Genomic DNA, 25,553 nt, shown 5'->3' on the forward strand with positions numbered 1-25,553 from the left:
TAATGCCGAATATTGTATATCCGGATAGGGGTTTCTTTATTCTACAACGACTTTACTCTTTCCGTTGCCGGTCTTTACCAGACAAATTTTGGCAGGAATACGTTCGGTCAATTCCTGTACGTGGGATATGATTCCCACCTGCCGGCCTTGTGAGCGGAGACGTTCCAGGGCTTCCATGACAATTTGCAGGGTTTCGCTGTCTAAAGTGCCGAAACCTTCGTCGATAAAGAGATTTTCTTCGAAATGATTCCGTGAAGAAAAGGAAGATAAGCCCAAGGCTAAAGCCAGAGAGATGAGGAAGGATTCGCCTCCCGATAAAGAGAATACCGACCGGGCTTCATCGCAGAGATCGTGATCGATGACTTGTAGGGCCAACTCATCGGGTATACGCTGCAACTGATAGCGGGAGGTTAATTCCCGAAGTTGTATATTGGCGTATGATAACAGGATATCCAGCGTATATCCTTGGGCGATCTCTTTAAACTTATAGCCACTCTGTGAACCGATTAGCTCGTCTAGTTTGCTCCATTGGTTTAATAATTTCGTTTTCGCATCGAGGGTATCCTTTAAGGTGGCCGCTTGTTTTTGGTTTTCTTCCTGGGTGTGCAGAGTTGCCAATACTTCGGTTTTTTGTTGGAGGATACGCTCGGATTCCTCTTGTAATGCGGTGTATTGACGCTGTAAAGAGGAAAGTGATTCCGATTGTGGATCGGGGCGGCCGGGCGATTGTAAATGATCGGCCAATTGTTTTTCACGTTCCCGTAGAGTGGCCAAAGCAGTCGTTACCTTATCCCGGAGGTGATTTTGTCTTTCCCGTTCTTCCCGGATTTTTTCAGGTGCCACTTGCAATAGTGAAATGAGAGTGGCTTCGGTTAGCTGAGCAGGGGCTGTCCGATTGTATTTTTCCAGCCATTCGCCTAATTGCCGGGTGGCTTTTTCCAGGCGCTTTTGATATTGGTCACAGGTGGTACGGAGTTGGGTGATTTTTCCTTTTAGTTGTTCCGATTGGCCTGAAAGCTGTTCTTTCTGCCGGATGGCTGTTTCCAGTTCCTGAGTCGCCCTTTCTGTTAACTCTTGCCAATAACGTTCGGTTTCATCGACCGTTTGACCTTGCAGAAGCCGGGCCCGTTTCCGGATGAAAGACAAAGTCTCTTCAGAGCGTTTTTTCAAAGCCTCTGCGGCTTCTGTTTCGCTTTGGCGGAAGGATTCCAGGTTTTTCTGATTCTCCTCGTATTCAGCTACCGATTGAAGCAATAGTTTTTCATTTTCTGCCGATTGCAGCGTTTTAGTTTGCCATTTTTGAGCAGCTGTGGTCAGTTCCTGTTTGAGATCCGGGTAGTTATCTTCCCAGCGTTGTCGCCAGGTAGGTGCATGCATAAAAGGAGCGACCTTTTCCAGTGAAATATTTTGCTGGACTTTCAGGCCTTCAATGATCTCTTGCAATTTAGATAGTTCAGTGGCTTGACCGACTACCTTTTCCTGGGTCTGCTGAAATGTTTTTTGCAGGGCATTGTTTTGGTTTTGTATTTTATCCAGTTCTTTTTGGAGCGTTTCTAACTGATGTTGCCGTTGCTCCCATTCGTTTTCTTTCAGACAAATACTTTCCAATTCTTTTTGGCTGATATTCAGCTGTTCTCTTAGGTTTATCCGATTTTGTCCGTTAGAAACAGACCTATCCGAATAAAGCTCCTTGATTTGCTGGTGAATCTCTTCGCATTCTTCTTGCGATTCATATTTTTCATTTTGTAATACGGGTAATACTTCTCCGAGGTACCGGTGTTCGGCTTCAAGACGCGCATTTTCGGTTTTTAACCGATTATATGCTGCTTCATGCTGTCTGACTTCTTTTTCGAGTGTTTCGAGCAAGCCGTCGGCCAGGGGATGATGTGCCGCATAAGGGTGGGATTGGCTGCCACATACCGGGCAAGGGGTATTTTCTTCCAGTTGGGCCCGGAGTCGAACGACATTTTCTGAAACCGATAGTCGGGCTTGTTCCAAAGTGTGGCGTATGGTCGTGTATTTTATTTCTGCAATTTCGATTTCTTTTTTGTATTCGGTCAGGCGAACTTTGAGTGCTTGTAAATTTTGTTGTTGTTGTTGCAGTTTATCTTGCCTTTTTCTCAGTTCTTGCCGGGTCTTATCTAGTTTTTCCGTCAAGGTAATTTCCTGAAGCAATCTTTCGCGTTGTAGGCGGAGTTGTTCTTTACGATTGCGAAGTTCGCTTATGGGAAACCGGTTGACCGATATTTGTTGTTGCTGGCGCAACTGCAGGAGGTCATTGTGACGTTGTATGGATGTTTCGATCTCACGGCGTTGAAGTTCCAGCTGTTGCCGGCTTACTGTTAGTTGTTGTAGAGTAGAGGTATATAAAGATTGATTTTCTATAACCTGCAACCTTTGGGTATAAGCTGTATCCAGAAAACTTTCGATCAGCTTTATGTTCAGGCACATTTGTTCATGTTGCCTGTTTTTCCTGAACCATTCTTTTAATTTATCGTCTAATTCTCTCTGTTGCAGAATACGGGAGTATCTGCTATCCTGAATTTTTTGATGCACTTTGATTTTATCTTGCAGGTCGGTTAAAGTTTTCCGGCTCTCTTGTTCTACCTGCCGGGCATTGACAATTCCGATATCTAAACGACGGGCTTCTAAAAGTTCCGGTTTAAGCTTATTGTACTGGGTTGTATATTGGTTTACCAATGATTTTTGCCGTTCCACCGATTGAAGGGTTTGCGTGGCTTTTTCGTTCAGATCGGAGAGCGCCTGTTCTGTTTGTCGTAATAATTCAGTTTGGCTTACTAAATGAGTGGTACATTCATTTTTTTCAATCCAAAAAAGACGGCTGCTTTCGATGCTTTCCATCTGCTGTAACCAGACTGACTGGGCTTGTGCTTCGGCTTGTACTTTTTGGGCATCCGAAAGGGTGGCCTGGGCTTCCGATTTAGATTGATTGATTTGTTCTAATTGCTCTATCCAACGTATTTTACGTTGGATTTCTTCATTTTTTTGTTGAAGAGCCTTTTCGTGTTTCAGGAGTTTGGCCGATTGTTGCTGTAATGTCTCGATTTCTTCCTGGGTAAGCAGGCGAATATTCCCCATACGGGCGGAGAGTTCTTTCCATTCATTGCGGATAGCTGTCGTTTTGGAATAGACCGTATTCGAGATAACAGAATAGATTTCAGTACCGGTCAGTTTTTCGAGTACTTCGGCCTTTTCTTCTTTCCGGGCTTTGAGGAATCGGGCAAATTCATTTTGTGCCAATAAAACGGTACGGGTGAATTGATTATAATTCAGACCGATGAGTTGAATCAATTTATTCTCCGATTCACTGATTCCTGTAGTGATAGGAGACGGATCTCCAAGGGGGTATACCCGGAGTTCTGCAGGTTGAAGTTTCCCGCTTATTTTATTATTGGCTCGCCATACCCGCCATACCGAGCGATAACTTTTTCCGTCTACAGCAATAAATTCTACAGCAGCCATCGCTTCGGCAGTACCTCTGCGGAGTATTTGACGACGATCTCCCTGTTGAATGAATTCTTGTCCGACATCCGGCATTTTAGTACCTTCAATACCGGTGGTGCGGGGCATATTGTTGAATAAGGCCAGACAGATAGCATCCAGAATAGTCGATTTTCCGGCACCGGTGGGACCGCATATTGCGAAGATCCCGGCAGATCGCAGAGGAGCTGCCGTAAAATCGATATCGAATTCTCCGGCAATAGATGCCAGATTTTTTCCTTGTATACGTAATATTTTCATTGTTTTTCTCCCATTTTCAGCTGTGATTCTTCAATGACTTCCCGGAATAAATGAGCCAATTCTTCGGGCAGAGGATTTTGATATCGCCTTTCGTATACTCGGTTCAACAGCTTCCAGGGATCCAGTAATTCTTCGGTGGTGAGCGTATTCTCGTTTTTTGTAAGTTGTACTGTATCCGGATAAAAGGGGAGTACCCGGGTTAAACGCACCTGTTTGGTGCGTAGGGCTTCCTCCACTTTATTGCGCAAAGCAGGTTCCGGTTCGGTGAGTAGTACCCTGACTTCGAGGAAAGGGGCCGGATGATCGTCTCTCTCTTCCGGGAGCTGAGAGAGGCGATTCAACACTTCGTCCAAGGGGGCCGGATGTTTAGGGATACGAAGTAAAGTGACTAAAGGATTAAAAATAATTTTAGTCTGATTTAGAAGTATTCCTTTGTCGATCTCCAGTAAGATCACTCCGTGGCGGTAATTTTCTTCTGCAAAAGACATGGGTAACGGACTGCCGGCATAGCGTATCTCGTTGCGGTTGGCAATCTGCTGTTCCCGGTGGATATGGCCCAAAGCTCCGTAAGTGATTTGGGAAGGGAAGACACTGGAAGGAATCCCTTCGAGTCCGCCGATGATCAGGCGTTCACTTTGATCACCTTCGGAAATCTGACTTCCTGCGGCTTGCAGGTGTCCCATAGCAATGATGGCTTCTTGTTTTTGCCTGCGTTCTTCGACGCAGGCAACCAGCTTGTCGTACATGGCCTTAACCCCTGCCTGATAAGGATCTCCTTCACTCTCGACTGCCGGATAGTCTCCCTGTCGGAGATAGGGTACCGCCAGACACCAACCTTGCCGTTTCCCCGATCTGTCTTTCAGTTCGATGATTAATTCCTCCGTATCGATTGTGCCGTCTGCTCTTTTACGTACTGTACCCCGAATTTGTATGTTCATTTCTTCGAGTAAAGGAATCGGGGTTTCGAGCCGACTGGCAGAATCATGATTTCCTGCAATCAGGATGATTTGTAAGCCCGGATTTTGTTCTGTTACCCGGCGTAGGAACCGATAAAATTGACGTTGTGCCTGAGCAGAAGGATTAGCTACATCGAATATATCTCCTGAAATAAGAAGCACATCGATTTGTTGTGTGGTAATTTGATCTGTCAGCCAATCTAAAAAATACTGATGTTCCTGAAAACGGTCATAGCCGAAAAAGGTCTGCCCGATATGCCAGTCTGCTGTATGAATGATTTTCATGTCCTGTCATTTGGACAAAAATAGTAAGATTTGCAGATATAACCAAATAGCTCACGGGCTATGGTAGGATTACCATAGCCCGTGAGCTATAGCCGGTGATAATGGCAAGTCATCAGCTTACCGGATTCATCGTGTAGGTGCATGCCATTTCCTTCGCAATAACGGAACAGGTTGCAATCGGCACATTCGCCCTGACGGGCCCATTCCCGGTTCCGGAATTTTTCGAAGCGGTTGTTCCACACTTCCATAAAATCATCCTGGTAAATATTCCCTTGGTCGTAGTTGGCCCGGATACTGGGACAACCCGATATCGCTCCGTTAATGCGGATAGATCCGACAGAAATTCCGGCATGGCAACGATAAAATTGGTCACGGACTTCAGCTTCATAAGGACCTAAAAAACCTTCACAAGCGAAATTGACGTGAATACGACCTTCTTGCCGGGTTTGACGGATAAAATCCAATACTTTTTTGAATTGGGAAGAAGATAGTTGTAATTCAGGCACTTGTGCTGCTCTGCCTGCGGGAAAGATGGTAAAGATACGCCATTGTCCGACTCCTAGTTCGATCAAATATTCTTTGAAAACGGGGAGAGTATCGATGTTTTGTTGATTGATACAACTGACGACATCCCATACGATTTCTTTTTCCCGGCTCAGCATTCCGATAGCCTGACTGGCCCGGCGAAAGCTTTCCGGATGTCGGCGTAACCAGTTGTGGGCATCTTCCGGTCCGTCCAGACTTACGGTAATGCTGTGCAGGCCTGCTTGTAAAAGTCTGTCCAGCCTCTGACGGGATAATAACAAACCGTTGGTTACCAATCCCCAGGGGTATTCCCGGCGATAACATGCCCGGCCACACTCTTCCAGATCTTTGCGCATCAGAGGTTCTCCACCCGTGAAAATGATAAAAACCCGGTGGGGATCGACCTGTGGAGTGATGTTGTCCAAAGCCTTTAAGAAGTCTTCTTTTGGCATATCGGGTTGCCCGGAAATCGCTTTGCAATCACTGCCACAATGCCGGCAAGCGAGATTACAGCGAAGGGTACATTCCCAAAAAAGAGTATGTAATTCGTGTTTTTGCCGGATCAGCTGTTCTTTTTGTCGGAAGAGTTCCAGGCCCAGGCGTTTCCGGAGGCTGATGGAATTATTCATGATCTTCTTCTTTTTGAGGAGTCAGTATGATTTTTACTTCTTGTGTTGTATTTCCCCTATTCCAGCCTTCACCTCCCTGTAAATCTTTACGAAGGAAGGTTACTTTCAGAGAATCGGCCTGGTAGTACGGATTATTTTCGTCGGGGTTGATTTTTAAATTATACTTCACCGTATCGATCGGGAACGCTGCTTGCCGGGTTTCGAATTCTCCTTCTTTTCCGGAGTATAACGTATCGTTGACCGGGTGGCTTCCATAGGGGGTATCGGGGATAAAATCAGGACGGGGTTCGTAACTGAATTCCATATCGGACACGATAATCTGAATATCGGATAGCGCCTGACCTGCCTGATCGGTGACTTTTCCTTTGATGGTATAGGAAGCTGTCGGCGTACCGTACATACATATGATGTTACCGGGATCGTCCCCGTTATCCTCACAGGAGGAGAAACCTAAAAATCCTAATAAAGTAGTCAATATCCAGTTCAGGCTACGATTCCAGCGATAATGTAATGTTTTCATGGTTTGTTTTTTTATGATTAAACTGTTTAAATGCCTTGATTTTCTTGAGGTCGGCCTTTCCGGACAGGTTGACGGTGAGAAATCGAAGGTCTTTCATATAATGAGTTGTATTTAAAAGTTCAAACGGAATCCGATTTGCCCCGTGAGGTTGAAAAACTGTTCCGAGCGAATCGTTTGTATTTCACTGGCCGGGGTCAGATTCCATAAAAATCCTCCTTCTGCATAGACCGATACATGGCGAATAATGGGGTAGGCAATACCTATTCGTGTGTTCGCTGACCAAAGCGTACCCGGTATTCGTCGACGCTGACTTTTATAGGCCGAATAGATTTTGCCTGAAAGATTAACTTCACAGACAATACCGGCAGACCAATAACAGTAGAAACGTTCCCAATGGGTCAGGCGATAACTGAAAGATGCCGGGATTCCCAGCATGTGCAATCTTTGACGCAATACATCGTAATCCGAACTTTCATATCGCCACTGGTTGCGTAAATAGCTATAGGTAAGTCCGGTATTGAAACTCCAACGGTCCGACAACGTGCGGGATATACTTATTCCGAAAGAGATGGGAGAGCTATGCTTCACTTTATCCGGTTTCAGATCGGATAACAGGGTGCGTGTCGAAATAGGGGATGTTCCGGCCTTCGTCAGAGGAGGTTTGGGGGTATTCCCCTGAAGATGATCGTTACAGGCATAATCGGGATAGCCGGCGGAGTTGCTGGAAATACCGGCTATATTAAAATTACCTCCTCCCATGCCCAAATGCCATTTCCGTGAGGCCTTTCGGACTTTTACCGGTTCGGTTTTCGTGTTGCGGACGATCAGTACCGGTGAAAAATCTGTTTCCAGAGCTTTACTTGCAATGACTATAGGTAATATTTTAGTTTCTTGACTTTTATATTTATCCGTTGAAATCGTTTTTCCAGTTGTGTAGATAGGTTTTCGAGTGAGAACAGGGAGGAGTGAATCGGCTATTTGATCCGTCGTAACTGTTCCGGTAAGCTGTGGTATTTGTATATGATCCACAATAAAAGGTTGTATTCTGTTTCGGACTATTTCTGTCGTAGTTTCCGGGATAAGACGATCGTATAAGAGTCCGCCTCCCACGAGTAAAAGGAGGGTTACGATAGCTGCCGTCCGGCGTATGGATCTGGTGGAAAACCGGGTAGGTCGTAGAGGAAGAAAACCAGCGAGGGTTTTCCATTGTTCTGAATCCGGTTCACATTCCCAATTATGCAACCGTTCCCGGAACAATTCTTCAAATCGGTCTCTTCTATCCATAGTCAATATAAATTTTTTATCATTTGTTGTAAAGTATAACGTGCCCTGGCATATTGTGATCGGGAAGTACCTTCTGTGATTCGGAGCATAGCTCCGATTTCCTTGTGTGAGAATCCTTCGATCGCAAACAGGTTGAAAATCGTTTGATATCCCGGAGGTAAACGATGAATTAAATCCAGCATTTCCTGGGCCGATATTTCTTCTAAAGCATTGGGAAAAGAAGTTTCCTGTTCTGTCTCCTCAGTGGGGAAGGTCAGAGGGAAAACTTTGGATCTACGGATTTTTTCCAGGGCACAATTAATAAAAATTTTCCGCATCCACCCCTCGAAACTCCCATTTCCGCTATATTCGTTCAGATTCGTAAATACCTTTATAAAACCTTCCTGTAACAGATCGTGTGCCATATCCCGGTTGCGGGAATAGCGCATACATACGCCCATCATTTTAGCGGCGTATCGTCGGTATAGTTCTCCCTGAGCTTTCCGCTTTCCTTTAAGGCATTCCTGAATCAGTAACACTTCATCCATTCACGTGATTTCTTTTTTCGTCAATAAGATGCATGGGAGAAACAAAACGTTGCATAAGAACAAAAAAAAATCTTGTTGTAAAATACATCGTTCTCCGGTTTTCCTCGTATTAATTTCGAGAGTGGAAAGAAATATAGATAATTTTATCCTATATTTGTGCTAGGTTGTTTGTTAATTTTGGGTCTTATTTGATATTTTTGTCGCTACTTTTTATAGTTATCGCTATGATGTTAAATATCAAGGAAAATATAGAAGAGATTGTGAAAACGTTACCGGAAGGGGTCAGGCTGATTGCCGTATCGAAGACGAAACCGGTGGAGTATATTGAAGAAGCTTATGCAGGGGGACAGCGTGCTTTCGGTGAAAACCGGCCACAGGAAATGGCTGCTAAATACCGGCAACTGCCCAAGGATATTGAATGGCATATGATCGGACAGCTACAAGAGAAGAATGTAAAATACATTGCTTCTTTTGTGAAATTGATTCATTCCGTGGATAGCCTGAAATTATTGCAAAAAATCGATCGTGAAGCGTTGAAAAACGAACGTATGATCGATTGTCTGCTGGAATTTCATATTGCTGAAGAAGAGACTAAATCCGGTCTGAACTGGGAGGAGGCGTGCAGGCTGCTTGAAAGTGATGAGTTTAAAGTGTTGGAGCATATCCGGATTGTCGGGGTCATGGGGATCGCAACCTATACCGAAGACCGTGAACAGATCCGAAAGGAATTCCGGGAACTTCACCGGATATTCGGGTTGTTGAAAGCGACGTATTTCCAGGAGGAAGAAAGTTTTAAGGAATTGTCCATGGGGATGTCCGGGGATTATCCGATCGCTGTTGAAGAAGGAAGTACGATGGTGAGGGTGGGAAGTGCGGTTTTTGGAGCCAGAGATTATAACAATAAATAATAAACGATAGAGATTATGGTAAATTTGAAGACAAAATTTATCGGATTGGAATTGAAGAGTCCGATTATTGCCGGGAGCTGTGGCTTGACTTCCGAGGTCAGTAAGATTGAAGAAATTGCTTTAAGCGGGGCCGGAGCTATAGTGTTGAAATCCATATTTGAAGAACAAATAAATATGGATGCATCTAAAGCATTGACCGATAATAGTTATCCTGAAAGTGCCGATTATATCCAGAACTATATTCGGGCTAATACTGTCCAGCAACATATCGATTTGGTGAAAGCAGTGAAAAATAAAGTGAATATCCCTGTTATCGCCAGTATCAATTGCTTACGGGACGGGGAATGGATTAGTTTTGCCAGTGAACTGGAAAAAGCCGGTGCCGATGCGCTCGAGTTGAATGCCTTTATCCTGCCGATGGATGAGTTTGCTGAGAGTGTGGAGGTTGAAAACATGTATTTCGACATCGTTAAACATGTGAAAAAGGTGGTTAAAATTCCGGTAATTGTCAAGATCAGCCATTATTTTACGAATTTGCCGGCTTTTGTGAGTAAGCTGAAAGCTTATGGTGCGGATGCCGTTACTATTTTCAATCGCTTTTACGAACCAGATATCGATATCGAACGGATAGCTGTCGGAGCGGCTTCTGTGTTCAGTATGCCGGCCGATTTGAGGACAACTTTGCGCTGGACCGGAATTCTGTCGGGGAAAGATAAACTTTTGCAACTTTCTTCTTCAACAGGTGTTCATAATGGAGAAGCTGTTGTGAAGCTTTTACTGGCGGGGGCGACTACTGTGCAGGTATGTTCGGCTATGTATGAACAGGGAATCGGTACGATCCGTACGATGAATCATTTTTTGAATAGCTGGATGGATAAAAAAGGCTTTGAGTCGATAGATGAATTCCGGGGAAGATTATCCTATGCCGATGCAGGTAATGCTGCCCGCTATGAGAGAGCACAGTTTATGAAATATTTTAGTGATCATAAATAAATTTCGATGTTACAAAATATGAAGTGTGTACTAGGGTTGTTTATGCTCTGTCTGTTAGCTTGTACGGAGAATAAATATGCAGGTATTCCTGAGAAATATCATGCCTTGTTGGATCAGGCATTGGTAAAAGCCGGGGATAATGCAACCGAATTGACAGCGGCATTGAAAAATGCTCCTGATAACCAAAAGGAAGGGATGGCTTTCCTGATTGCTTATATGCCGGAAAGAGATTTAAAGGAATTGACAGCGGATTTTTTATTGGAGAATACAGCCTATGCTTATCAGGCTCGTGAAAAATACGTTTGGGCCAGAGAGATTCCCGATACTGTTTTTCTGAATGATGTACTGCCTTATGTCAGCCTGAATGAAACCCGTGAAGGGTGGAGAAAGGAATTTTACGAACGTTTCGGGAAGTATGTACAGCATTGTAAGACGATTTTTGAAGCCATCGATTCGGTCAACCGGAATGTCCGGGATGAAGTATTGGTCGATTATAATACCAAACGTGAAAAACCGGATCAGAGTCCGTTCGAATCCATGCGGCAGCATATGGCTTCCTGTACCGGATTATCGATCTTGCTGACGGATGCTTTCCGGGCTGTCGGAATTCCTTCACGGGTGGCCGGTACTCCCAATTGGCACGACGAACGGGGCAATCATAACTGGACCGAGGTTTGGGCAGACGGAAACTGGTATTTTACGGAATTTTATTTTCCCGGTCAACTGAACAATGCCTGGTTTTTTGCCGATGCCGGGAAAGCGGTAAAAAACGATCAGCAGAAAGCTATTTATGCTTCTTCGTTTAAACCGACCGGAACCTATTTCCCTTTGGTATGGGATGAGAATATTCGTTATGTACCTGCTGCGAATGTAACTGATTTCTATACCGATCTATATAAATCGCATCTGGAAACGATCTCTGCGGATGGTAACCATGTTCCGTTGAGAATTATGATGTTTACAGATAATGCCTGTGTACAGAACTCGGAGGACCGGGTGGCTGCCAATCTGGATATTTTTTGCGGTAAATTGCAAATGGGAGGCGGGCGTACTGCCGGACCGACTCAGGATATGAATGATGTGCTCACCTTTATGTTAGAGAAAAATCAAACCTATACGGTGAAATATGCAAATGAAGCCGGAAAGATGAAGGAAGTGGAGGTAAAACTGGGCGAACAACCTGTCGAACTGAAGTTATATATGAAATAATACTTGAGAAAAGGGGAGAAAAGGGGCTTGGAAACAAGTCCCTTTTTTAGTTTATAAAGTTCATGGTTTGGAAACTGCCTTTCAACAGATCGATCAGCAGTAATTTGCCGGAAAGAGTATCCTGGCTTCCCAGGATAAGCTTGATGGCTTCATTAGCCTGGATCGAACCGACGACTCCCGGTAATGCGCCGATGACGCCTTGTGGTTGCTGAAACTCAGCGATAGCATCATGGTATTCGTAAAGGTCACGGTAAGTAGGACCTCCCTGGTAATTAAAAACGGAAACCTGACCTTTAAACTCACAAATACTTCCATAAACGAACGGTTTACCGTATCGGACGCAGGCTTCGTCGATCAGGTAACGGGAAGGCAGATTATCGGTTGCGTCTATTACCAGATCGTATTCAGCGATGATAAAAGTGTTTTCCGAAGTCAGCCGCTGAGCGTAGGGTACAATAGTTGTATAGGGATTTAAAGCCTGAAGCTTCCGGGCAGCGACTTCGACCTTCAGGGCTCCTAAACATTGGGTATCGTAGAGAATCTGACGTTGAAGATTACTCTCCGAGACTATATCATTGTCGAGTATACCGATCCGGCCGATTCCGGCAGCAGTCAAATAGAGTAAGACGGGGGAACCTAATCCGCCGGCTCCTACAACCAATACTTTCGCCCGTTTCAATTTTTCTTGTCCAGGCTCTCCGATTTCTTCCAAAATCAAATGCCTGGCATAGCGTTCTTTTTCTCCCATAGTCGATTATTTATCTGGTATTGGGGATGTAATTCCGGTTGAATTACATCCATCCGTCCCAGTCTTTCCATACCGGTTCGTATCCTTTTTGACGTATACTGTCGGCAACTTCCTCAGGAGTGCGTTCGTCACTGATGTGGAATTGTTCCAGAGCCTGAGGATAAGTGAAATACCCTCCGGGTTCGGTTTTCGATCCGGCACTCAGGGAAGTAATACCCAAAGGGAGCATATTATTGCGGAACTCGGCCCCTTCCCGGGTAGAAATCGAGATATCGACATCATGGTCGAATATACGGAAAGCGAAGATCAATTGGGCCAAGGCACGGTCCTCCAGGATAACATTAGGCTGGAAATGGCCTTCCGAAGGACGCATCCGTGGAAAATTGACGCTGTATTTGGTTTGCCAGTAATGTTTTTGCAGGTAACGCAGGTGGCGGGCCATCATAGTTACATCCGTACGCCATTCCTCCAGACCGATTAAAACTCCCAAACCGATTTTGTGTACATGGGCTTGCCCCATACGGTCGAAACCGTTGACCCGCCAGTCGAATTTGGATTTCATGCCTTTCGGATGATAAACGTTATAGCGTGCCCGGTTATAGGTCTCCTGAAAACAAACCACTCCATTTAATCCTGAATGCGTAAGACGTTTATAATCTTCTGCTTTCAGAGGCATTACTTCAATAGAAAGGTTAGCAAAAAGAGGATGGGCCAACTGCAATGCGCGTTCCAGATAGTCGACACCGGCCTCCTTCGGATTCTCCCCTGTAACGATCAATAAATTTTCAAAATTTCCCAGTTTTTTGATAGCATGCAATTCATTGAGAATCTCTTCCTCATTGAGGATGACCCGTTTGAGGGGATTGTTGTGATTGAATCCGCAATAGACACAGAAATTTGTACACGAATTAGTGATATACAAGGGGATATACATCGATATGGTTTTCCCGAATCTTTGTAAGGTATATTTTTGGCTTAATGCGGCCATCGGTTCCAGGTATTTCTCTGCAGCCGGAGAAATCAGGGCCATAAAATCGTCGATGGCCAACTGGCTTTTACTTAAAGCCAGTTCTACATCGGCGGCTGTTTTAGAGTAGATTTCCCGGGTCGTTTCTTCCCAGGAATATTTTTCAAGTTCTTCCGAAAACATATTATTAAAATTAAATCGGATTGTCTGTTTATTTCAAGAAAGCGGTCAGAGGACTGCTTGCTTCGGCAGCGATACTTTTTCCGGCTAGTCCGGCCTCATAAGCCATCCGTCCGGCTTCGACGGCTACCTTAAAAGCTTTGGCCATTTCCACCGGATTGCCTGCGACGGCTATCGCTGTGTTTACAAGTACTGCATCTGCTCCTAATTCCATCGCTTCTGCAGCATGGCTGGGAGCACCGATACCGGCATCTACGACTACCGGAATATTGCTTTGTTCGATGATGATACGTAAAAATTCACGGGTTTGTAACCCCTGATTCGTACCGATAGGTGCTCCTAAAGGCATCACCGTTGCGGCTCCGGCATCTTCCAGACGTTTACACAATACCGGGTCGGCCTGACAGTAAGGAAGTACAATAAACCCCAGCTTAGCCAGTTCTTCGGTGGCTTTCAGGGTTTCTACCGGATCGGGCAGCAGATAGCGGGGATCGGGATGAATTTCCAGTTTCAGCCAGTTGGTACCGAAAGCTTCCCGGGATAATTGAGCGGCAAAAATGGCTTCCTTGGCATCCCGTACGCCGGAGGTGTTGGGTAATAATTGTACACCTGGACGGAGAATGTGCTTTAACATATCGTCGTTCTTATCTTCCATCCGGATCCGTTTCATGGCTACGGTAACCAATTGACTTTCAGAAGCGATTATCGCTTCTTCCATCACTTGATTGGAAGAGAATTTTCCGGTTCCGGTGAATAAGCGGGAAGTAAAGGTTTTATCTGCAATTTTGAGTGTTTCCATGGTTTATGAATTTAATAAATTTAATATTTTTATTGTTTGCCTTTTTAGGTCAGGACTATTTTTGATCAGGCCCGATAAAGCGATTCCCTGAATACCTGTTTGCATTAGCGGCGGAATATCGGTTTCCGTTATTCCGCCGATAGCGAAGACCGGAATCGAAATCTTATTTTCCTGCATTCGGCCCAATAGAAACCGGTAACCTTCCAATCCGAGGACCGGACTGAGTTTCTCTTTCGTTGTGGTAAAAGCATAAGGCCCCAGACCGATATAGTCGACCTGCTGTTTTTGCCGGAGCAGGATGTCATCCCAGGTGTTACAAGTGGCACCGACGATCTTACCGGGGCCCAGTATCCGCCTGGCTTCCCATGGATCCATATCCTCTTTGCCCAGGTGCACACCGTCGGCTTCCAGTAAACGGGCGACGTCGACCCGATCGTTGATAATAAAGAGTGCCCGGTGACGCCGGCAAATCTCTTTTACCTTTCTCCCTTCACAGAGCATTTCGGCGAGGGAGGCTCCTTTCATACGGAGTTGAATCCAGCGCATTCCTCCCTGACAGACCGCTTCAACCTGCTCGCAGAGGGTCATCCCTTCTTTGGGAGCGGTGATATACTGCAAAGACAATTCACCGAGCCAGGGCTTTGAGTCGGGAGTATATTTTCCAATGCAATGATAACCTAACAGGCTGTTGTTGCTTTCGATAAAGCGGGATACATAGAGCTGTGCTTTATTACAGGAAGTAGCTAGGGCATCTCCTTGAGCCAGGGCTGACAGGAGGGCCGACGATAGGGTACAACCGGTTCCGTGTTTGGTGTACCGACTACGGGGAACCGAGAAATTAGTCGTCCGGTCGGGTTGGAATAAGACGTCGGTAGCATCCACTCCAGCGTTGTGTCCTCCTTTCCAGAGGATATTCAGGTGGTGATCCCGACAGACGATTTGTAACCGATCGGGAGTGATTCCTTCTCCGAATAATCGGTAAAGTTCGTCCGTATTCGGGGTGATAAGATAAACACGGTCAAGGATGCGTTTTAGTCTTTCCTGATCTTCGGGGGTATACCGGTGAAATGAAAAACCGGCACTGGCTTTCAGGATAGGGTCCCAGATTATTTTGAGTCGTTTGTCCTGATCGAGCAAATAATCCAATAACCGGTCCAGGATTTCGAAACTTTCGATCAGTCCGATTTTCAGAAATTCGACATTGTACTTTTGCAATAATAAATCACATTGTTTTTTGATATCCTCCCAGGCGGTCCAATGTACTCCGGTAAAAGTGTCTTCATTTTGAAAAGTCAGAGCCGAACAAACGCCCAATCCATAACTTCCCGTGGCTTCGAAAGTTTTCAAATCGGCACCGATTCCTGCACCCGAGGAGGGATCGAACCCTGCGATACTGAGTACGAATGGAGTTTTCAGGCGGATGTATCTTTCGATAGCTTCATCGGGATTATTCCAAAGGTACCCTAAAACGGCGATTCCTTCGAAACCGGCTCGGCGGCATAAGCCGGTTTTATCAGGCTCGAGGCCTCCCAAGGCGATCACAGGACAATCGATGTCCGATAAGTCCGGTAATTGCCCGAATCGGCTCCGGTATCCCGTTTTGGAGATACTATCGAAAATAGGACTCAGAAAACAATAGGCAGGACGGAAAGGAAGTTGCCGGATTTCATCCACACGGTGACAAGAGATACTCACGGCATATTGCTGAATATAGTAGATATATTCATTCGCTTGTGGATACTTTAAATGTATTCCGTGCAACCGATATTTTTTCACTAATTCATAATGCTCGTGAAGTACGATCCTGTTCCGGTAGACAGGGAAAATCTGCCGGATAAATCTTTCATACACTTCGGCTGAAGCACCCGGTTTTCTTAAATGCAGGTACTTCAGGCCGTGTGTAAAGAGATGATTACAAATGGCTGCTTCGTCTTTGACCGGAGTGGGTGAAGTAATGACGATTATTTTCATAAATAACTGTTTCGCGGCTCGAGACCTTTATTATTTATTTTCCTGGCTGATTTTTTCCCTTAGTTTTTTACTGGCCCGCATGGAGCAGAAATGTTCACCGCACATGGAACAGAAATGTGCCTCCTTGTGGCCTTCGTCCGGTAGGGTTTCATCGTGGAATTTTATCGCTTTTTCCGAATCGAGTGCCAGGTGAAACTGATCTTTCCAGCGGAATTCGAAGCGGGCTTTACTCATGGCATAATCCCGGAAATAAGCGGCCGGATGGCCTTTAGCTAAATCGGCTGCATGGGCTGCCAGTTTGAACGTGATCACTCCTTCTTTAACATCGTCACGGTTCGGTAAGCCGAGATGTTCTTTTTGAGTAACATAACACAACATAGCGGTACCGAACCAGCCGATCATCGCTCCGCCGATAGCTGAAGTGATGTGATCGTAACCGGGAGCGATATCGGTTACCAGCGGTCCCAGGGTATAGAAGGGAGCTTCCCGGCAGTATTTCAATTGCAGGTCCATATTTTCCTTGATCTTTTGCATGGGTACATGTCCCGGACCTTCGATGATCGCCTGTACATTGTATTTCCAGGCAGTTTGGCAGAGTTCGCCCAGTGTCTTCAATTCTTCGATCTGAGCCGTGTCGTTGGCATCGGCGATACAACCGGGACGCAGGCCGTCTCCCAAGGAAATACCGACATCATATTTAGCCAGAATCTGGCAGATCTCTTCGAAATGTTCGTAAATGAAGCTTTCCTGTTTGTGGGTCGTACACCAATGTGCCATGATCGAACCTCCCCGGGAAACAATGCCGGTAAGGCGTTTCAAGGTCAGAGGCACATGTTTCCAACGCAAGCCGGCGTGAATGGTAAAATAGTCTACTCCTTGTTCGGCTTGTTCGATCAGGGTATCCCGGAAAATCTCCCAATTGAGTTTTTCAACATTCCCGCCGACTTTCTCCAGGGTCTGGTATAAAGGAACCGTACCTACGGGTACCGGTGAATTGCGGATAATCCATTCCCTGGTTTCGTGTATATTCTTTCCGGTCGACAGGTCCATGATCGTATCGGCTCCCCAGCGGAATGCCCATACTGCTTTTTCGACTTCCTCGGCAATCGAAGAAGTTACCGGCGAATTACCGATATTGGCATTGATTTTTACCAGAAAGTTCCGGCCGATAATCATCGGCTCGCATTCCGGATGATTGATGTTGGCCGGAATAATGGCCCTGCCGGCAGCCACTTCCTGCCGGACAAATTCGGGAGTGATATAATCGGGAATATGAGCACCGAACGATTCGCCTTTTTCTTTTTTATATTTTTCCCGGATTCGGTCTGCCAATTGATTTTCCCGGATAGCGATATACTCCATTTCCGGGGTAATGATTCCCTGACGGGCATAGTATAATTGGGATACCTGAGCCCCTTCGCGGGCGATTCGCGGATGGGTATTTACATGTTCGAAGCGAAGAGAATCCAGACTTTTGTCTTCCTGCCTCATTCTGCCGTATTCCGAACTGAGTCCCTCTAATTTAACGGTATCCTGGCGTTCCTCGATCCAGTTTTCTCTCAGTTTAGGAAGACCTTTTTGCAGATCGACAGTATAATTCGTATCTGTATAAGGACCGGAAGTATCGTATACGACGACATCTTCATTTTCAATCTTACTGCCATCCAGATCGACGGTAGGGGATAATTTGATTTTCCGCATCGGAACCCGGATATCCGACCGGGAGCCTGTTACGTAAATTTTTTCGGAACCCGGTAGTGGGCCTGAAGTGATTTCAAAATTTTCCATTATGATTAGATTCTGATTTTAATATACTGATTATTAATTAGGAAAGTCGGTTTATCCTCCCTGTACCGCTTTGATAATGAGTAGTTGCGAACCGTCCCGAACCAATGTCGTTTCCCATTGTGCTTTAGGTACGACCGTATTGTCCAAGGCAATGGCGATGTTTAGGGGAGAAATGTCTTGTTGGGTCAGTACCTGTAAAATAGTGCTGTTTTCGGGGCATTCCGTGGCTACGTCGTTGATAAAAATATGCATGATCTACTGTTTTAGGTTTAGCGGACCATCTGAAAGGGGGAATAATTTTAAAAAATGAAATTTTGCTCACTCTACCTACGCCGGCATTACCCGGATCAGGTTATTGGGTATAATCTCAGCCCGTAATATTAAGGCACCCCTTCTGAAAATCCGGTTCAAAGATAACGGAAAAAAATGATGAAACAAATCATTCGGATCGTTTTTAATCATTTCCAAAATATATATTGGTAAGTATTTTAACGAATGCCAGACATGTATATCCTCTGAATCCAAAATTTCATCAGTAATTTCAGACCCGGATGCCTGAATTATTAAGTACGCAGAATTTAGTTTTGAAGGCAAATCCATTATATCGCATTTTCAGATAGTGTTTCAAAAAGTGTGTAAATTCCATAATAAGTTATTTTTGACTGTTCTATTACAAAAATAAATAAATTGGAATTTACACACTTTTTGAAACACTATCCACTTTTCATATGATAAAGAGGACGAAAACTATGATTTAGAAAATATTAACGTTAGGAAATAATTTGGGATATTATTTTTTTGTTTAAAAAATAATATATTTTTGTAAAAACAAACTAATGTGAAAACGAAGAAAGCGGGAGGAGGAAAATTGCAGGCAAGTTTGTAGCTCTTAAACAATTCTCATCCCCAATATTTTTCTAAAAAAGAAAGGAGGTCGCAATGTGCTAATTTTTTCATATAATTTCGCTGCAAGGCAGGAGATTATAAAATTTATCAGCTGCAACAAACGAGGAGACATTGAAAATAGAAATGTATAAATAAAATTGAAAAACTATAAAAAAGAGAATTATAAAAATAGGTGTGTGTTTATCTCTTGTAGTTCTGGCTACTATCGGTGTGAAAATGACTAACTTTGGGCAAAGTTCTTCAATAGGACTTGCTTTCTCAAACATAGAGGCATTAGCAGCGGATGGAGAGGCTGGCGCTCATGGAAAAAAATGTTCTTTTGGTAAACAATATACTGGAAAGGAATATGATACGGCATATGAATGCATTAATAGAGGTAGAACTGTGTGTATTATTTGGGGAAAATATATACAATTAGGCTCTTCTGAAGGTTATTGTACAAATGCTCAATAGCGTTAAGAGAATGCCTAAATTTGTTAGGTATTCTCTTATTTCGGTTATTAAAAAAGTAACATTATACTTATCTGCAAAGCATACGAGGTATATTATATTTTGATTTAAGCAATTTAATACTTATGAAATATATATATAGAGTTCTTGTTTTTAGTATTTTATTTTCATGTGAAAACAAATCTATTTTTGAAAAGGAAACATCTACAGTTAATAGTTTTCCTCAGACGATTACTTTAAAAGGAGAGGAGCAAAAATTGGAGGCGTTAGGAATTGTTGACATTATGGTAATAGATACTTTTCTCATTGCCTATACTCCGATGAATCATGATTATTATTATTTGGTTTATAGTACATCTAATTTAAAAAAATTAGGAAAGTTTTTACCAGAAGGGAGAGGTGCTAACGAATTCTATGCGCTCGTACATGATAAATGCCATGAAACTGAGGATGGAATAATAAAAACATGGTTAAATAATGGATTTATAAAATATTGCTGGAACATTAGCCAATCCGTAAAGGAAGGCCATACAGTCATAGACTCTGTTATAATGTCTAAAGGAATTTTATCTAGCGGAACATGGTACACTACAAGTAATAATAATGAATTAGTAGGATTTCAATATTCCTCCAATAATATGTACTATATTTCTTATAACTTAACACATCATCAAGAAGTACATAGACATAAAATTTTTTCTCGCAATTTTCCTACACAAAAATTAGAAATAGTTGCGATGAATACTTGCATAAAACCAGACCGCAGTAAAATAGCTTTAGTCGGTTGGAACAACAATTACATTTGTATTTTCAATTCTGATTTTTCGGAATTAAGACCTTTCACGATATACGGTAAAGGTATTTCTATAAACAAAGCCGCAACAATGGAACCTTCTGCCCGCATATTATATTACTCGTGTGAAAATAGTACAGACCGATATTTATATGCTCTTTATGTAAACCAACCGGAAGAAAAACGACAATACCATACTGGTAATGAAGAAATTCACATTTATAATTGGGACGCAAATCCCATTGCTAACATCATTATTTCAGAGAACATCATGTGTTTTGCAGTAGATGAAAAATACAAATGCCTGTATGGTCTGACTAGTGACGAAAAATTATACAAATATGATTTATCCAAATATTTTGATAAATTATGATTAAATATGTCATTACAACATTCATCTGTATCGTAATTATGTCATGCAATTTCTTTGATAAGAACACACAAAAATATCGAAAAATTGCATTGGAATGGCATAATCGTCAAATTATTTTACCTACCAGACTACCTGATAAAGGTATTTGTTGTGACACACTGTATCCGGTTTTGACGACAAAAAAATATAAAATATTCACTTACATTGATACATTAGGCTGTACGGCTTGCAATTTCGGAGCATTGGCTTGGAAACAGTTAATCCATGAAGCGGATAGTCTGAATTACGATGTCGCTTTTCTATTCTATGCTCATTTAAAGAATATGATTATCCGTATAATGTCCGTTAATTTATTTAACATCATACGAATGTTTTAATGATAAATATTTATACAAAAATATTTGCGTATTTTGCTGAAATTCAGTATATTCATAATGTTGTTTTAATCCGAAATATCATTATGAACATACTAAATTTCATGCAACGGTTCCCCGATGAAGCATCTTGCATTGCTTATCTGAAGGAACAGAGGGAACAATCAGGTATTGTCTGCAAACATTGTGGCTGTACGGAACATCGCTGGGATGCCAATAAACTTGTTTTTGAGTGCAAGCACTGCCATCATAGGCAATCATTACGCTCCGGAACTGTTATGGAACATAGCAAGCTGCCTTTCCGTTACTGGATAGCAGCCATGTTCCTGCTAACAAGCACTAAGAAATCCTTTTCAACAGAGGAAATCCGTCGCCAGTTAGGTCACAAACGTTATCAACCCATCTGGGAGATGGTCTGCAAGCTTCGGGATGTCATGGGAAAGCGTGATGAACGCTACCGCCTGACCGGTTCTGTAGAACTGGACGAAGGTTTCTTCACTGTGGAGCTTCAAGAAGAAGAAAAGGACAAACCGTTGAAAAGAGGTCGTGGCAGTCAAAGGAAAGCCAGGATTCTGGTCATGGTTGAAAGCTCCTATTCTACGAAAACTCCCAAGAGAGGAAGACCCAATAAAGCAGTCGGACACCTCAAAATGCAGGTCATATCAGATTTGGGGTCGAAGACAATTACCAAGGTTGTCAAAGAGCAACTGGAGCCGTCAGTAGAACTGACTACAGACGATTCCACATCATATATCAAGTTTGATAAACTCGTCAAGAGCCATAAGGCGGTCACTTCCGGCAAAGAAGCGGTTAAAGTCTTCCTGCCCTGGGTGCATATTGCAATAAGCAATGCCAAAAGGCTTCTGTTGGACGTTCATCATAAGCTTAAAAACGAATACTTACAATACTATCTGAATGAGTTCTGCTATAAATTCAACAGACGCTATCTCGATGAAAAACTATTTGATAGACTCGCTTTCACAGCTATCAACTATAACACCGACTTTAGGTCGAAAATTTATAGACGGACATCATGCGGATAATCATTTAAAGAATTATGAAGAGTTCGAGACCTATCTGGAAATAAACAAGTTCAGTTATCCTATTTTTTATGATTATAAGGGAGAATGTAATAAGCAGAATAAATTACCACAACATGTATTCTATCAGACTTTTTTATTGGACGAAAACAATAAAGTGTTGCTAATCGGCAAACCTACACCCGGTAGTAATTTATGGAATTTGTACAAAAAAATCATTAGTCAGTAACATCATCATAAAAAGTCCTTAAACTATATGTCAACATGTGGTTGCCATTATTCTATCTCTATTGATAACGCAACTATTTCAAAAAAGGGGCATTGTACGCTTAAATCAAGGTTAAAATGAACAAGTCGTGTGTTGATTTACACTTACTTTTTATTCCATTGTAATATCAGAAATATCAGGCCGGGGACAAAAATAATAAGGGCGGTGATCTGAAGGGCGAAGGCCAGGGAAATCGAGTCATTCAACCAACCGATAAAAGGAGCCATCGTGGCGAAAATCAGGCGGATGATGAAATTCCGGATCGACAGGACGGTGGCACGCATCTCCGAGAAGGTCTGGCGATTGATATATCCTTTAAGAATAGGAGTGGCGAATCCGCGTACGATATAAAAGAGGAAGAATAAAAATAAACTGAAATAATTCAGGCAGAAAGAGACGGCCAGATAACCTCCGGCGATGAGTATCAGAATAAGGGTATATGTCCGGTTTTCTCCCAGCTTGCGGTTGAGTTTGTCCGAATATAAGGCAGCTATGCCTACAGTGAGGTTCAATACTGTCCACACGATACCGAAAAGCGCGGTCGGAAGTTCTATTTTCATCAATACCGGTTGTACGAACCAGGCCATAGTCAGGGTTGCCGCTCCGATAATGCCGGAGAACATAATGTCGTAGCAAAGGCTTTTATTCGTAAATAGCGAATATCGAATGATTTTCCAGATATTGGCTAAAGGATTGACAATTTTGGTTTTGACATTGAATTCCTGTAAAGTCAAAGCTGCCGGAATACCGATAAAGGCAATCAAAATCTGACAGTAGAAAGGCAGACGGAGCGAAAATGTGGCTAACAGTCCGCCGAAAATACCCGCGAAGGCTTCCGAAAAATTCCCGATCATCGTTACTTTACCTTCATATTTCAGGTATTCGTTTTCCCGGTCGTAATGAAGCATCGTGTCGTATAAAAGAGCCGAATCGGCGCCGGAAACCAAACTTTGGCCTATTCCCAGCAGGATCTCGGCAATAAAAAATGCATAGAAAGTAGAGGATAGCGAATAACAGATGTAGCCTCCGAAAGCGACGATACAACCCGTAATCAAACAATTTTTCCGTCCCCAGGCATCGGCCAGATAACCCGTCGGGATGTCGAGACTAACCAGAACAATCGAGTAGACACTTTTTAAAAGGAAGATGTCCTTTAAGCCCAATCCATTTTCTTCGTAAAATAATACGATAATAGGCATAATCAAGGTAAACCACTTGGATACCTTAATCAAATAAAGGGCTGTAATATTTTGTTTTAGCAAGGCCACCTGCAGACTGGTAAATGCAATGACAAAGATAATAAAGATTCAGGATTAGCAGCTGGAGAAAAAAGTTTTTTAAAGAGAAAACAGGTTTGGTATGAAAATTGCACACATTATAATAAAATGTGCAGTAATCTTTTGGTTTTAAATTTTAATATGTATTTTTGTTTCAGATTACAACTAAATAACAGTTTGAACTATGAAAATTGAAAAGATCAGCGATATTTATGAGGTATTGAAAGGATATACCCGTAAAAAGCGTTTAGTGGTTGCTTTTGCTAATGATAGTCATTCTATAGAAGCTGTTTATATGGCAGTAAAGGCCGGATTGGTGGAAGGAATATTGGTAGGGGATACGGAGACTATCAAAGGAGTGTGTAAAGAAAACGGTTATGATGAATCGTGTTTTAAAATTGTCCATGAACCGAATGATGTCCGGGGAGCTGAAACGGCTGTCGAAATGATCCGAAACGGTGAAGCCGATGTTATCATGAAAGGATTGGTGAGTACCGATAAATATATGCGGGCGATCTTAAATAAGGAACGGGGATTGGTAGCGCCCAATGCAATTCTGTCGCATGTAACGGTGATGGAATGCTCGTCTTATCATAAATTATTGACTGTTAGTGATGTGGCTGTGATTCCTTGTCCTGATTTGAATCAGAAAATTTCTATGATCAAATATGTGACGATTACTGCGAGAGCTTTGGGAGTTGAAAAACCGAAAGTAGCGATGATCGCTCCGACGGAACAGGTCTTGCCTAAAGTGCAGTCTACAGTCGATGCTGCCATCTTGTCGAAAATGGGAGAGCGGGGACAGATCCCAGGGTGCATAATCGAGGGGCCGATGGCTTTGGATGTAGCTGTCGATAAAGAAGCTGCCGAAATAAAGAAAATGCAGTCGGTAGTTGCCGGAGATGCGGATTGTTTGATTTTTCCCAATCTGGAATCCGGGAATGTATTTTATAAAACCAATACGAAATTAGGGCATTCTAAACAGGGAGCAGTACTGGTCGGAGCAAAAGTTCCGAGTGTATTGTCTTCGCGTGGAGATAGTGTTGAAACGAAATTGAATTCGATTGCTTTGGCTGCTATTTTGTCGGAATAATTTTTTTTGACACGTTCTCTGGCTTTGCAAGCCACAGGTGCGAGTTCTTCGGGAATTTTAATTATAAACCTCCGGTTTTGATTCATACTTATTGATCGAAGCCGGAGGTTTGTCGATTTATATTGGACTAATCACCCAAAGTCAAATTTTTGACTTTGGGGATCACTTCTTTTTATTAAAAATTCAAAAGAATTAGTTGAGTTGTCCGGATTCAGCTTTCTTGATCATGTCGGCATTCGCCGTGATATATATTTCTACTCTCCGGTTCTGTGCCCGTCCTTCGGCAGTGCTGTTATCGGCCACAGGCTGATCGAATGCAAGGCCTTCGGTCGTCAAACGGGAACGGCTGATTCCCTGGCCTACCAGAAAGTTGGCGACGGCATCTGCACGTTCTTTAGAAATGCGTTCGTTTACTGCACGGGTACCGGTATTGTCGGTATGACCGTAGATGGTCACGTCCGTATCCGGAGAATTTTTCAGGGAAGTGGCGAATTTCGTCAAGGCTTCTCTGGAAGCCGGACTAAGTTCGCTCTTATTGGTGGCGAAAAGGATACCATTGTCGAAGGTTACCTTTATGGCTTGCAGGTTATTGACATCCTGTACAGACTCGACTTTAGCGCCTTCGATCGCTTCCAGTTCTTTTTTTTGTTTGTCCATCCGGCGACCGATTAAAGCTCCGGTTCCTGAACCGACGGCAGCGCCTACTGCAGCACCGATGGCAGCTCCTTTACCCTTTCCGGCAAGAGCTCCGATTCCTGCACCTAAGGCAGCACCACTTCCGGCACCGATCGCGGCACCTTTACCTGTATTACTCCAGCTGGCACACCCTGTAAAAACACTGCCTGAGAAGATCAGACTTCCACCAAGCAATAACATAACAAAAAGATTTCTGATTTTCATGTGTTCTCAATTTAGAATCTTGGTTATT

21 protein-coding genes and 1 riboswitch are annotated in these 25,553 nt (G+C 43.3%); of the genes, 7 read left to right on the plus strand and 14 right to left on the minus strand.

The window, feature by feature from the left end:
* Positions 1–36 precede the first annotated feature (36 nt).
* From ODOSP_RS03060 to ODOSP_RS03085, 6 genes are all read right to left on the minus strand, one after another.
* Positions 37–3,762, minus strand: coding sequence for an AAA family ATPase (locus ODOSP_RS03060; RefSeq protein WP_013610944.1), 3,726 nt, complete (start codon positions 3,760–3,762; stop codon positions 37–39).
* The gene (locus tag ODOSP_RS03065; RefSeq protein WP_013610945.1) at positions 3,759–5,003 is read right to left on the minus strand and encodes an exonuclease SbcCD subunit D; all 1,245 of its coding nucleotides are present in this window, start codon (positions 5,001–5,003) and stop codon (positions 3,759–3,761) included. Before ODOSP_RS03065 ends, ODOSP_RS03060 begins: the two co-directional genes overlap by 4 nt.
* A gap of 86 nt (positions 5,004–5,089) precedes the next feature.
* Complete coding sequence (locus ODOSP_RS03070) at positions 5,090–6,157, minus strand: TIGR04133 family radical SAM/SPASM protein (RefSeq protein WP_013610946.1); 1,068 nt, start codon at positions 6,155–6,157, stop codon at positions 5,090–5,092.
* Positions 6,150–6,677: a radical SAM-associated putative lipoprotein gene (locus ODOSP_RS18645; RefSeq protein ID WP_013610947.1), complete on the minus strand. Its 528-nt coding sequence runs from the start codon at positions 6,675–6,677 to the stop codon at positions 6,150–6,152. Before ODOSP_RS18645 ends, ODOSP_RS03070 begins: the two co-directional genes overlap by 8 nt.
* 111 nt (positions 6,678–6,788) lie before the next feature.
* The gene (locus tag ODOSP_RS03080) at positions 6,789–7,961 is read right to left on the minus strand and encodes a porin family protein (protein WP_013610949.1); all 1,173 of its coding nucleotides are present in this window, start codon (positions 7,959–7,961) and stop codon (positions 6,789–6,791) included.
* A gap of 2 nt (positions 7,962–7,963) precedes the next feature.
* Positions 7,964–8,488 carry an RNA polymerase sigma factor gene (locus ODOSP_RS03085; RefSeq protein ID WP_013610950.1) on the minus strand — a complete coding sequence of 175 codons (525 nt, stop codon included), beginning with the start codon at positions 8,486–8,488 and terminating at the stop codon, positions 7,964–7,966.
* Between the two features lie 224 nt (positions 8,489–8,712).
* Between ODOSP_RS03085 and ODOSP_RS03090 the strand changes: the two genes are divergently transcribed.
* The 3 genes from ODOSP_RS03090 to ODOSP_RS03100 are packed head-to-tail and all read left to right on the plus strand — an operon-like array spanning position 8,713 to position 11,598.
* Positions 8,713–9,396: a YggS family pyridoxal phosphate-dependent enzyme gene (locus ODOSP_RS03090; RefSeq protein ID WP_013610951.1), complete on the plus strand. Its 684-nt coding sequence runs from the start codon at positions 8,713–8,715 to the stop codon at positions 9,394–9,396.
* A 15-nt stretch (positions 9,397–9,411) separates the two neighbouring features.
* The gene (locus tag ODOSP_RS03095; RefSeq protein ID WP_013610952.1) at positions 9,412–10,389 is read left to right on the plus strand and encodes a dihydroorotate dehydrogenase-like protein; all 978 of its coding nucleotides are present in this window, start codon (positions 9,412–9,414) and stop codon (positions 10,387–10,389) included.
* Positions 10,390–10,407: 18 nt separating this feature from the next.
* A complete protein-coding gene (locus tag ODOSP_RS03100; protein ID WP_041557163.1) occupies positions 10,408–11,598 on the plus strand; it encodes a transglutaminase-like domain-containing protein in 1,191 nt (396 codons plus the stop codon).
* Between the two features lie 46 nt (positions 11,599–11,644).
* On the opposite strand, the gene ODOSP_RS03105 is transcribed toward ODOSP_RS03100, so the two are convergent.
* The 6 genes from ODOSP_RS03105 to thiS are packed head-to-tail and all read right to left on the minus strand — an operon-like array spanning position 11,645 to position 18,303.
* A complete protein-coding gene (locus tag ODOSP_RS03105; RefSeq protein ID WP_013610954.1) occupies positions 11,645–12,346 on the minus strand; it encodes a HesA/MoeB/ThiF family protein in 702 nt (233 codons plus the stop codon).
* A gap of 43 nt (positions 12,347–12,389) precedes the next feature.
* Positions 12,390–13,496: a 2-iminoacetate synthase ThiH gene (thiH, locus tag ODOSP_RS03110; RefSeq protein ID WP_013610955.1), complete on the minus strand. Its 1,107-nt coding sequence runs from the start codon at positions 13,494–13,496 to the stop codon at positions 12,390–12,392.
* 28 nt (positions 13,497–13,524) lie between these two features.
* Entirely contained in the window at positions 13,525–14,292 is a 768-nt protein-coding gene (locus ODOSP_RS03115; RefSeq protein ID WP_013610956.1) for a thiazole synthase, read from the minus strand.
* A 3-nt stretch (positions 14,293–14,295) separates the two neighbouring features.
* Positions 14,296–16,263 carry a thiamine phosphate synthase gene (locus ODOSP_RS03120; RefSeq protein ID WP_013610957.1) on the minus strand — a complete coding sequence of 656 codons (1,968 nt, stop codon included), beginning with the start codon at positions 16,261–16,263 and terminating at the stop codon, positions 14,296–14,298.
* A 30-nt stretch (positions 16,264–16,293) separates the two neighbouring features.
* Positions 16,294–18,051 (minus strand): phosphomethylpyrimidine synthase ThiC, encoded by a 1,758-nt coding sequence (gene thiC, locus ODOSP_RS03125; RefSeq protein ID WP_013610958.1) that lies wholly within the window; start codon positions 18,049–18,051, stop codon positions 16,294–16,296.
* Positions 18,052–18,102: 51 nt separating this feature from the next.
* Positions 18,103–18,303: a sulfur carrier protein ThiS gene (gene thiS / locus ODOSP_RS03130; RefSeq protein WP_013610959.1), complete on the minus strand. Its 201-nt coding sequence runs from the start codon at positions 18,301–18,303 to the stop codon at positions 18,103–18,105.
* 54 nt (positions 18,304–18,357) lie between these two features.
* Positions 18,358–18,454, minus strand: a riboswitch (TPP riboswitch).
* A gap of 665 nt (positions 18,455–19,119) precedes the next feature.
* Here thiS and ODOSP_RS03140 point away from each other — a divergent pair.
* The 3 genes from ODOSP_RS03140 (at position 19,120) to ODOSP_RS03155 (ending at position 21,990) form a co-directional block, all read left to right on the plus strand.
* Positions 19,120–19,410 carry an NVEALA domain-containing protein gene (locus ODOSP_RS03140; RefSeq protein WP_262496256.1) on the plus strand — a complete coding sequence of 97 codons (291 nt, stop codon included), beginning with the start codon at positions 19,120–19,122 and terminating at the stop codon, positions 19,408–19,410.
* Positions 19,411–19,532: 122 nt separating this feature from the next.
* Positions 19,533–20,573, plus strand: a complete 1,041-nt coding sequence (locus ODOSP_RS03145; protein WP_013610961.1) for a TolB-like 6-bladed beta-propeller domain-containing protein — start codon at positions 19,533–19,535, stop codon at positions 20,571–20,573.
* Positions 20,574–21,033: 460 nt separating this feature from the next.
* Positions 21,034–21,990 carry an IS1595-like element ISOdsp1 family transposase gene (locus ODOSP_RS03155; protein ID WP_013611223.1) on the plus strand — a complete coding sequence of 319 codons (957 nt, stop codon included), beginning with the start codon at positions 21,034–21,036 and terminating at the stop codon, positions 21,988–21,990.
* A gap of 369 nt (positions 21,991–22,359) precedes the next feature.
* On the opposite strand, the gene ODOSP_RS03160 is transcribed toward ODOSP_RS03155, so the two are convergent.
* Positions 22,360–23,454 carry an MFS transporter gene (locus ODOSP_RS03160; RefSeq protein WP_022160307.1) on the minus strand — a complete coding sequence of 365 codons (1,095 nt, stop codon included), beginning with the start codon at positions 23,452–23,454 and terminating at the stop codon, positions 22,360–22,362.
* A 262-nt stretch (positions 23,455–23,716) separates the two neighbouring features.
* On the opposite strand from ODOSP_RS03160, the gene ODOSP_RS03165 reads away from it, so the two are divergent.
* The gene (locus ODOSP_RS03165) at positions 23,717–24,625 is read left to right on the plus strand and encodes a phosphate acyltransferase (protein WP_013610965.1); all 909 of its coding nucleotides are present in this window, start codon (positions 23,717–23,719) and stop codon (positions 24,623–24,625) included.
* 192 nt (positions 24,626–24,817) lie between these two features.
* Here ODOSP_RS03165 and ODOSP_RS03170 read toward each other — a convergent pair whose 3' ends face one another.
* Entirely contained in the window at positions 24,818–25,525 is a 708-nt protein-coding gene (locus ODOSP_RS03170; protein WP_013610966.1) for an OmpA family protein, read from the minus strand.
* Between the last annotated feature and the right edge of the window lie 28 nt (positions 25,526–25,553).

Source organism: Odoribacter splanchnicus DSM 20712 (genome assembly GCF_000190535.1).
In the GTDB taxonomy this organism is placed as follows: domain Bacteria; phylum Bacteroidota; class Bacteroidia; order Bacteroidales; family Marinifilaceae; genus Odoribacter; species Odoribacter splanchnicus.

Bases quoted from the DNA above. Each gene is read 5' to 3' on its own strand.
- ODOSP_RS03145 (WP_013610961.1), top strand. From the start codon at position 19,533: ATGAAATATATATATAGAGTTCTTGTTTTTAGTATTTTATTTTCATGT.
- ODOSP_RS03100 (WP_041557163.1), top strand. From the start codon at position 10,408: ATGAAGTGTGTACTAGGGTTGTTTATGCTCTGTCTGTTAGCTTGTACG.
- thiH (WP_013610955.1), bottom strand. From the start codon at position 13,496: ATGTTTTCGGAAGAACTTGAAAAATATTCCTGGGAAGAAACGACCCGG.
- thiC (WP_013610958.1), bottom strand. From the start codon at position 18,051: ATGGAAAATTTTGAAATCACTTCAGGCCCACTACCGGGTTCCGAAAAA.
- ODOSP_RS03095 (WP_013610952.1), top strand. From the start codon at position 9,412: ATGGTAAATTTGAAGACAAAATTTATCGGATTGGAATTGAAGAGTCCG.
- ODOSP_RS03070 (WP_013610946.1), bottom strand. From the start codon at position 6,157: ATGAATAATTCCATCAGCCTCCGGAAACGCCTGGGCCTGGAACTCTTC.
- ODOSP_RS03090 (WP_013610951.1), top strand. From the start codon at position 8,713: ATGATGTTAAATATCAAGGAAAATATAGAAGAGATTGTGAAAACGTTA.
- ODOSP_RS03105 (WP_013610954.1), bottom strand. From the start codon at position 12,346: ATGGGAGAAAAAGAACGCTATGCCAGGCATTTGATTTTGGAAGAAATC.
- thiS (WP_013610959.1), bottom strand. From the start codon at position 18,303: ATGCATATTTTTATCAACGACGTAGCCACGGAATGCCCCGAAAACAGC.
- ODOSP_RS03170 (WP_013610966.1), bottom strand. From the start codon at position 25,525: ATGAAAATCAGAAATCTTTTTGTTATGTTATTGCTTGGTGGAAGTCTG.
- ODOSP_RS03115 (WP_013610956.1), bottom strand. From the start codon at position 14,292: ATGGAAACACTCAAAATTGCAGATAAAACCTTTACTTCCCGCTTATTC.
- ODOSP_RS03065 (WP_013610945.1), bottom strand. From the start codon at position 5,003: ATGAAAATCATTCATACAGCAGACTGGCATATCGGGCAGACCTTTTTC.
- ODOSP_RS03085 (WP_013610950.1), bottom strand. From the start codon at position 8,488: ATGGATGAAGTGTTACTGATTCAGGAATGCCTTAAAGGAAAGCGGAAA.
- ODOSP_RS03120 (WP_013610957.1), bottom strand. From the start codon at position 16,263: ATGAAAATAATCGTCATTACTTCACCCACTCCGGTCAAAGACGAAGCA.
- ODOSP_RS03165 (WP_013610965.1), top strand. From the start codon at position 23,717: ATGAAAATTGAAAAGATCAGCGATATTTATGAGGTATTGAAAGGATAT.
- ODOSP_RS03080 (WP_013610949.1), bottom strand. From the start codon at position 7,961: ATGGATAGAAGAGACCGATTTGAAGAATTGTTCCGGGAACGGTTGCAT.
- ODOSP_RS03160 (WP_022160307.1), bottom strand. From the start codon at position 23,454: ATGCCTATTATCGTATTATTTTACGAAGAAAATGGATTGGGCTTAAAG.
- ODOSP_RS18645 (WP_013610947.1), bottom strand. From the start codon at position 6,677: ATGAAAACATTACATTATCGCTGGAATCGTAGCCTGAACTGGATATTG.
- ODOSP_RS03155 (WP_013611223.1), top strand. From the start codon at position 21,034: ATGAACATACTAAATTTCATGCAACGGTTCCCCGATGAAGCATCTTGC.
- ODOSP_RS03060 (WP_013610944.1), bottom strand. From the start codon at position 3,762: ATGAAAATATTACGTATACAAGGAAAAAATCTGGCATCTATTGCCGGA.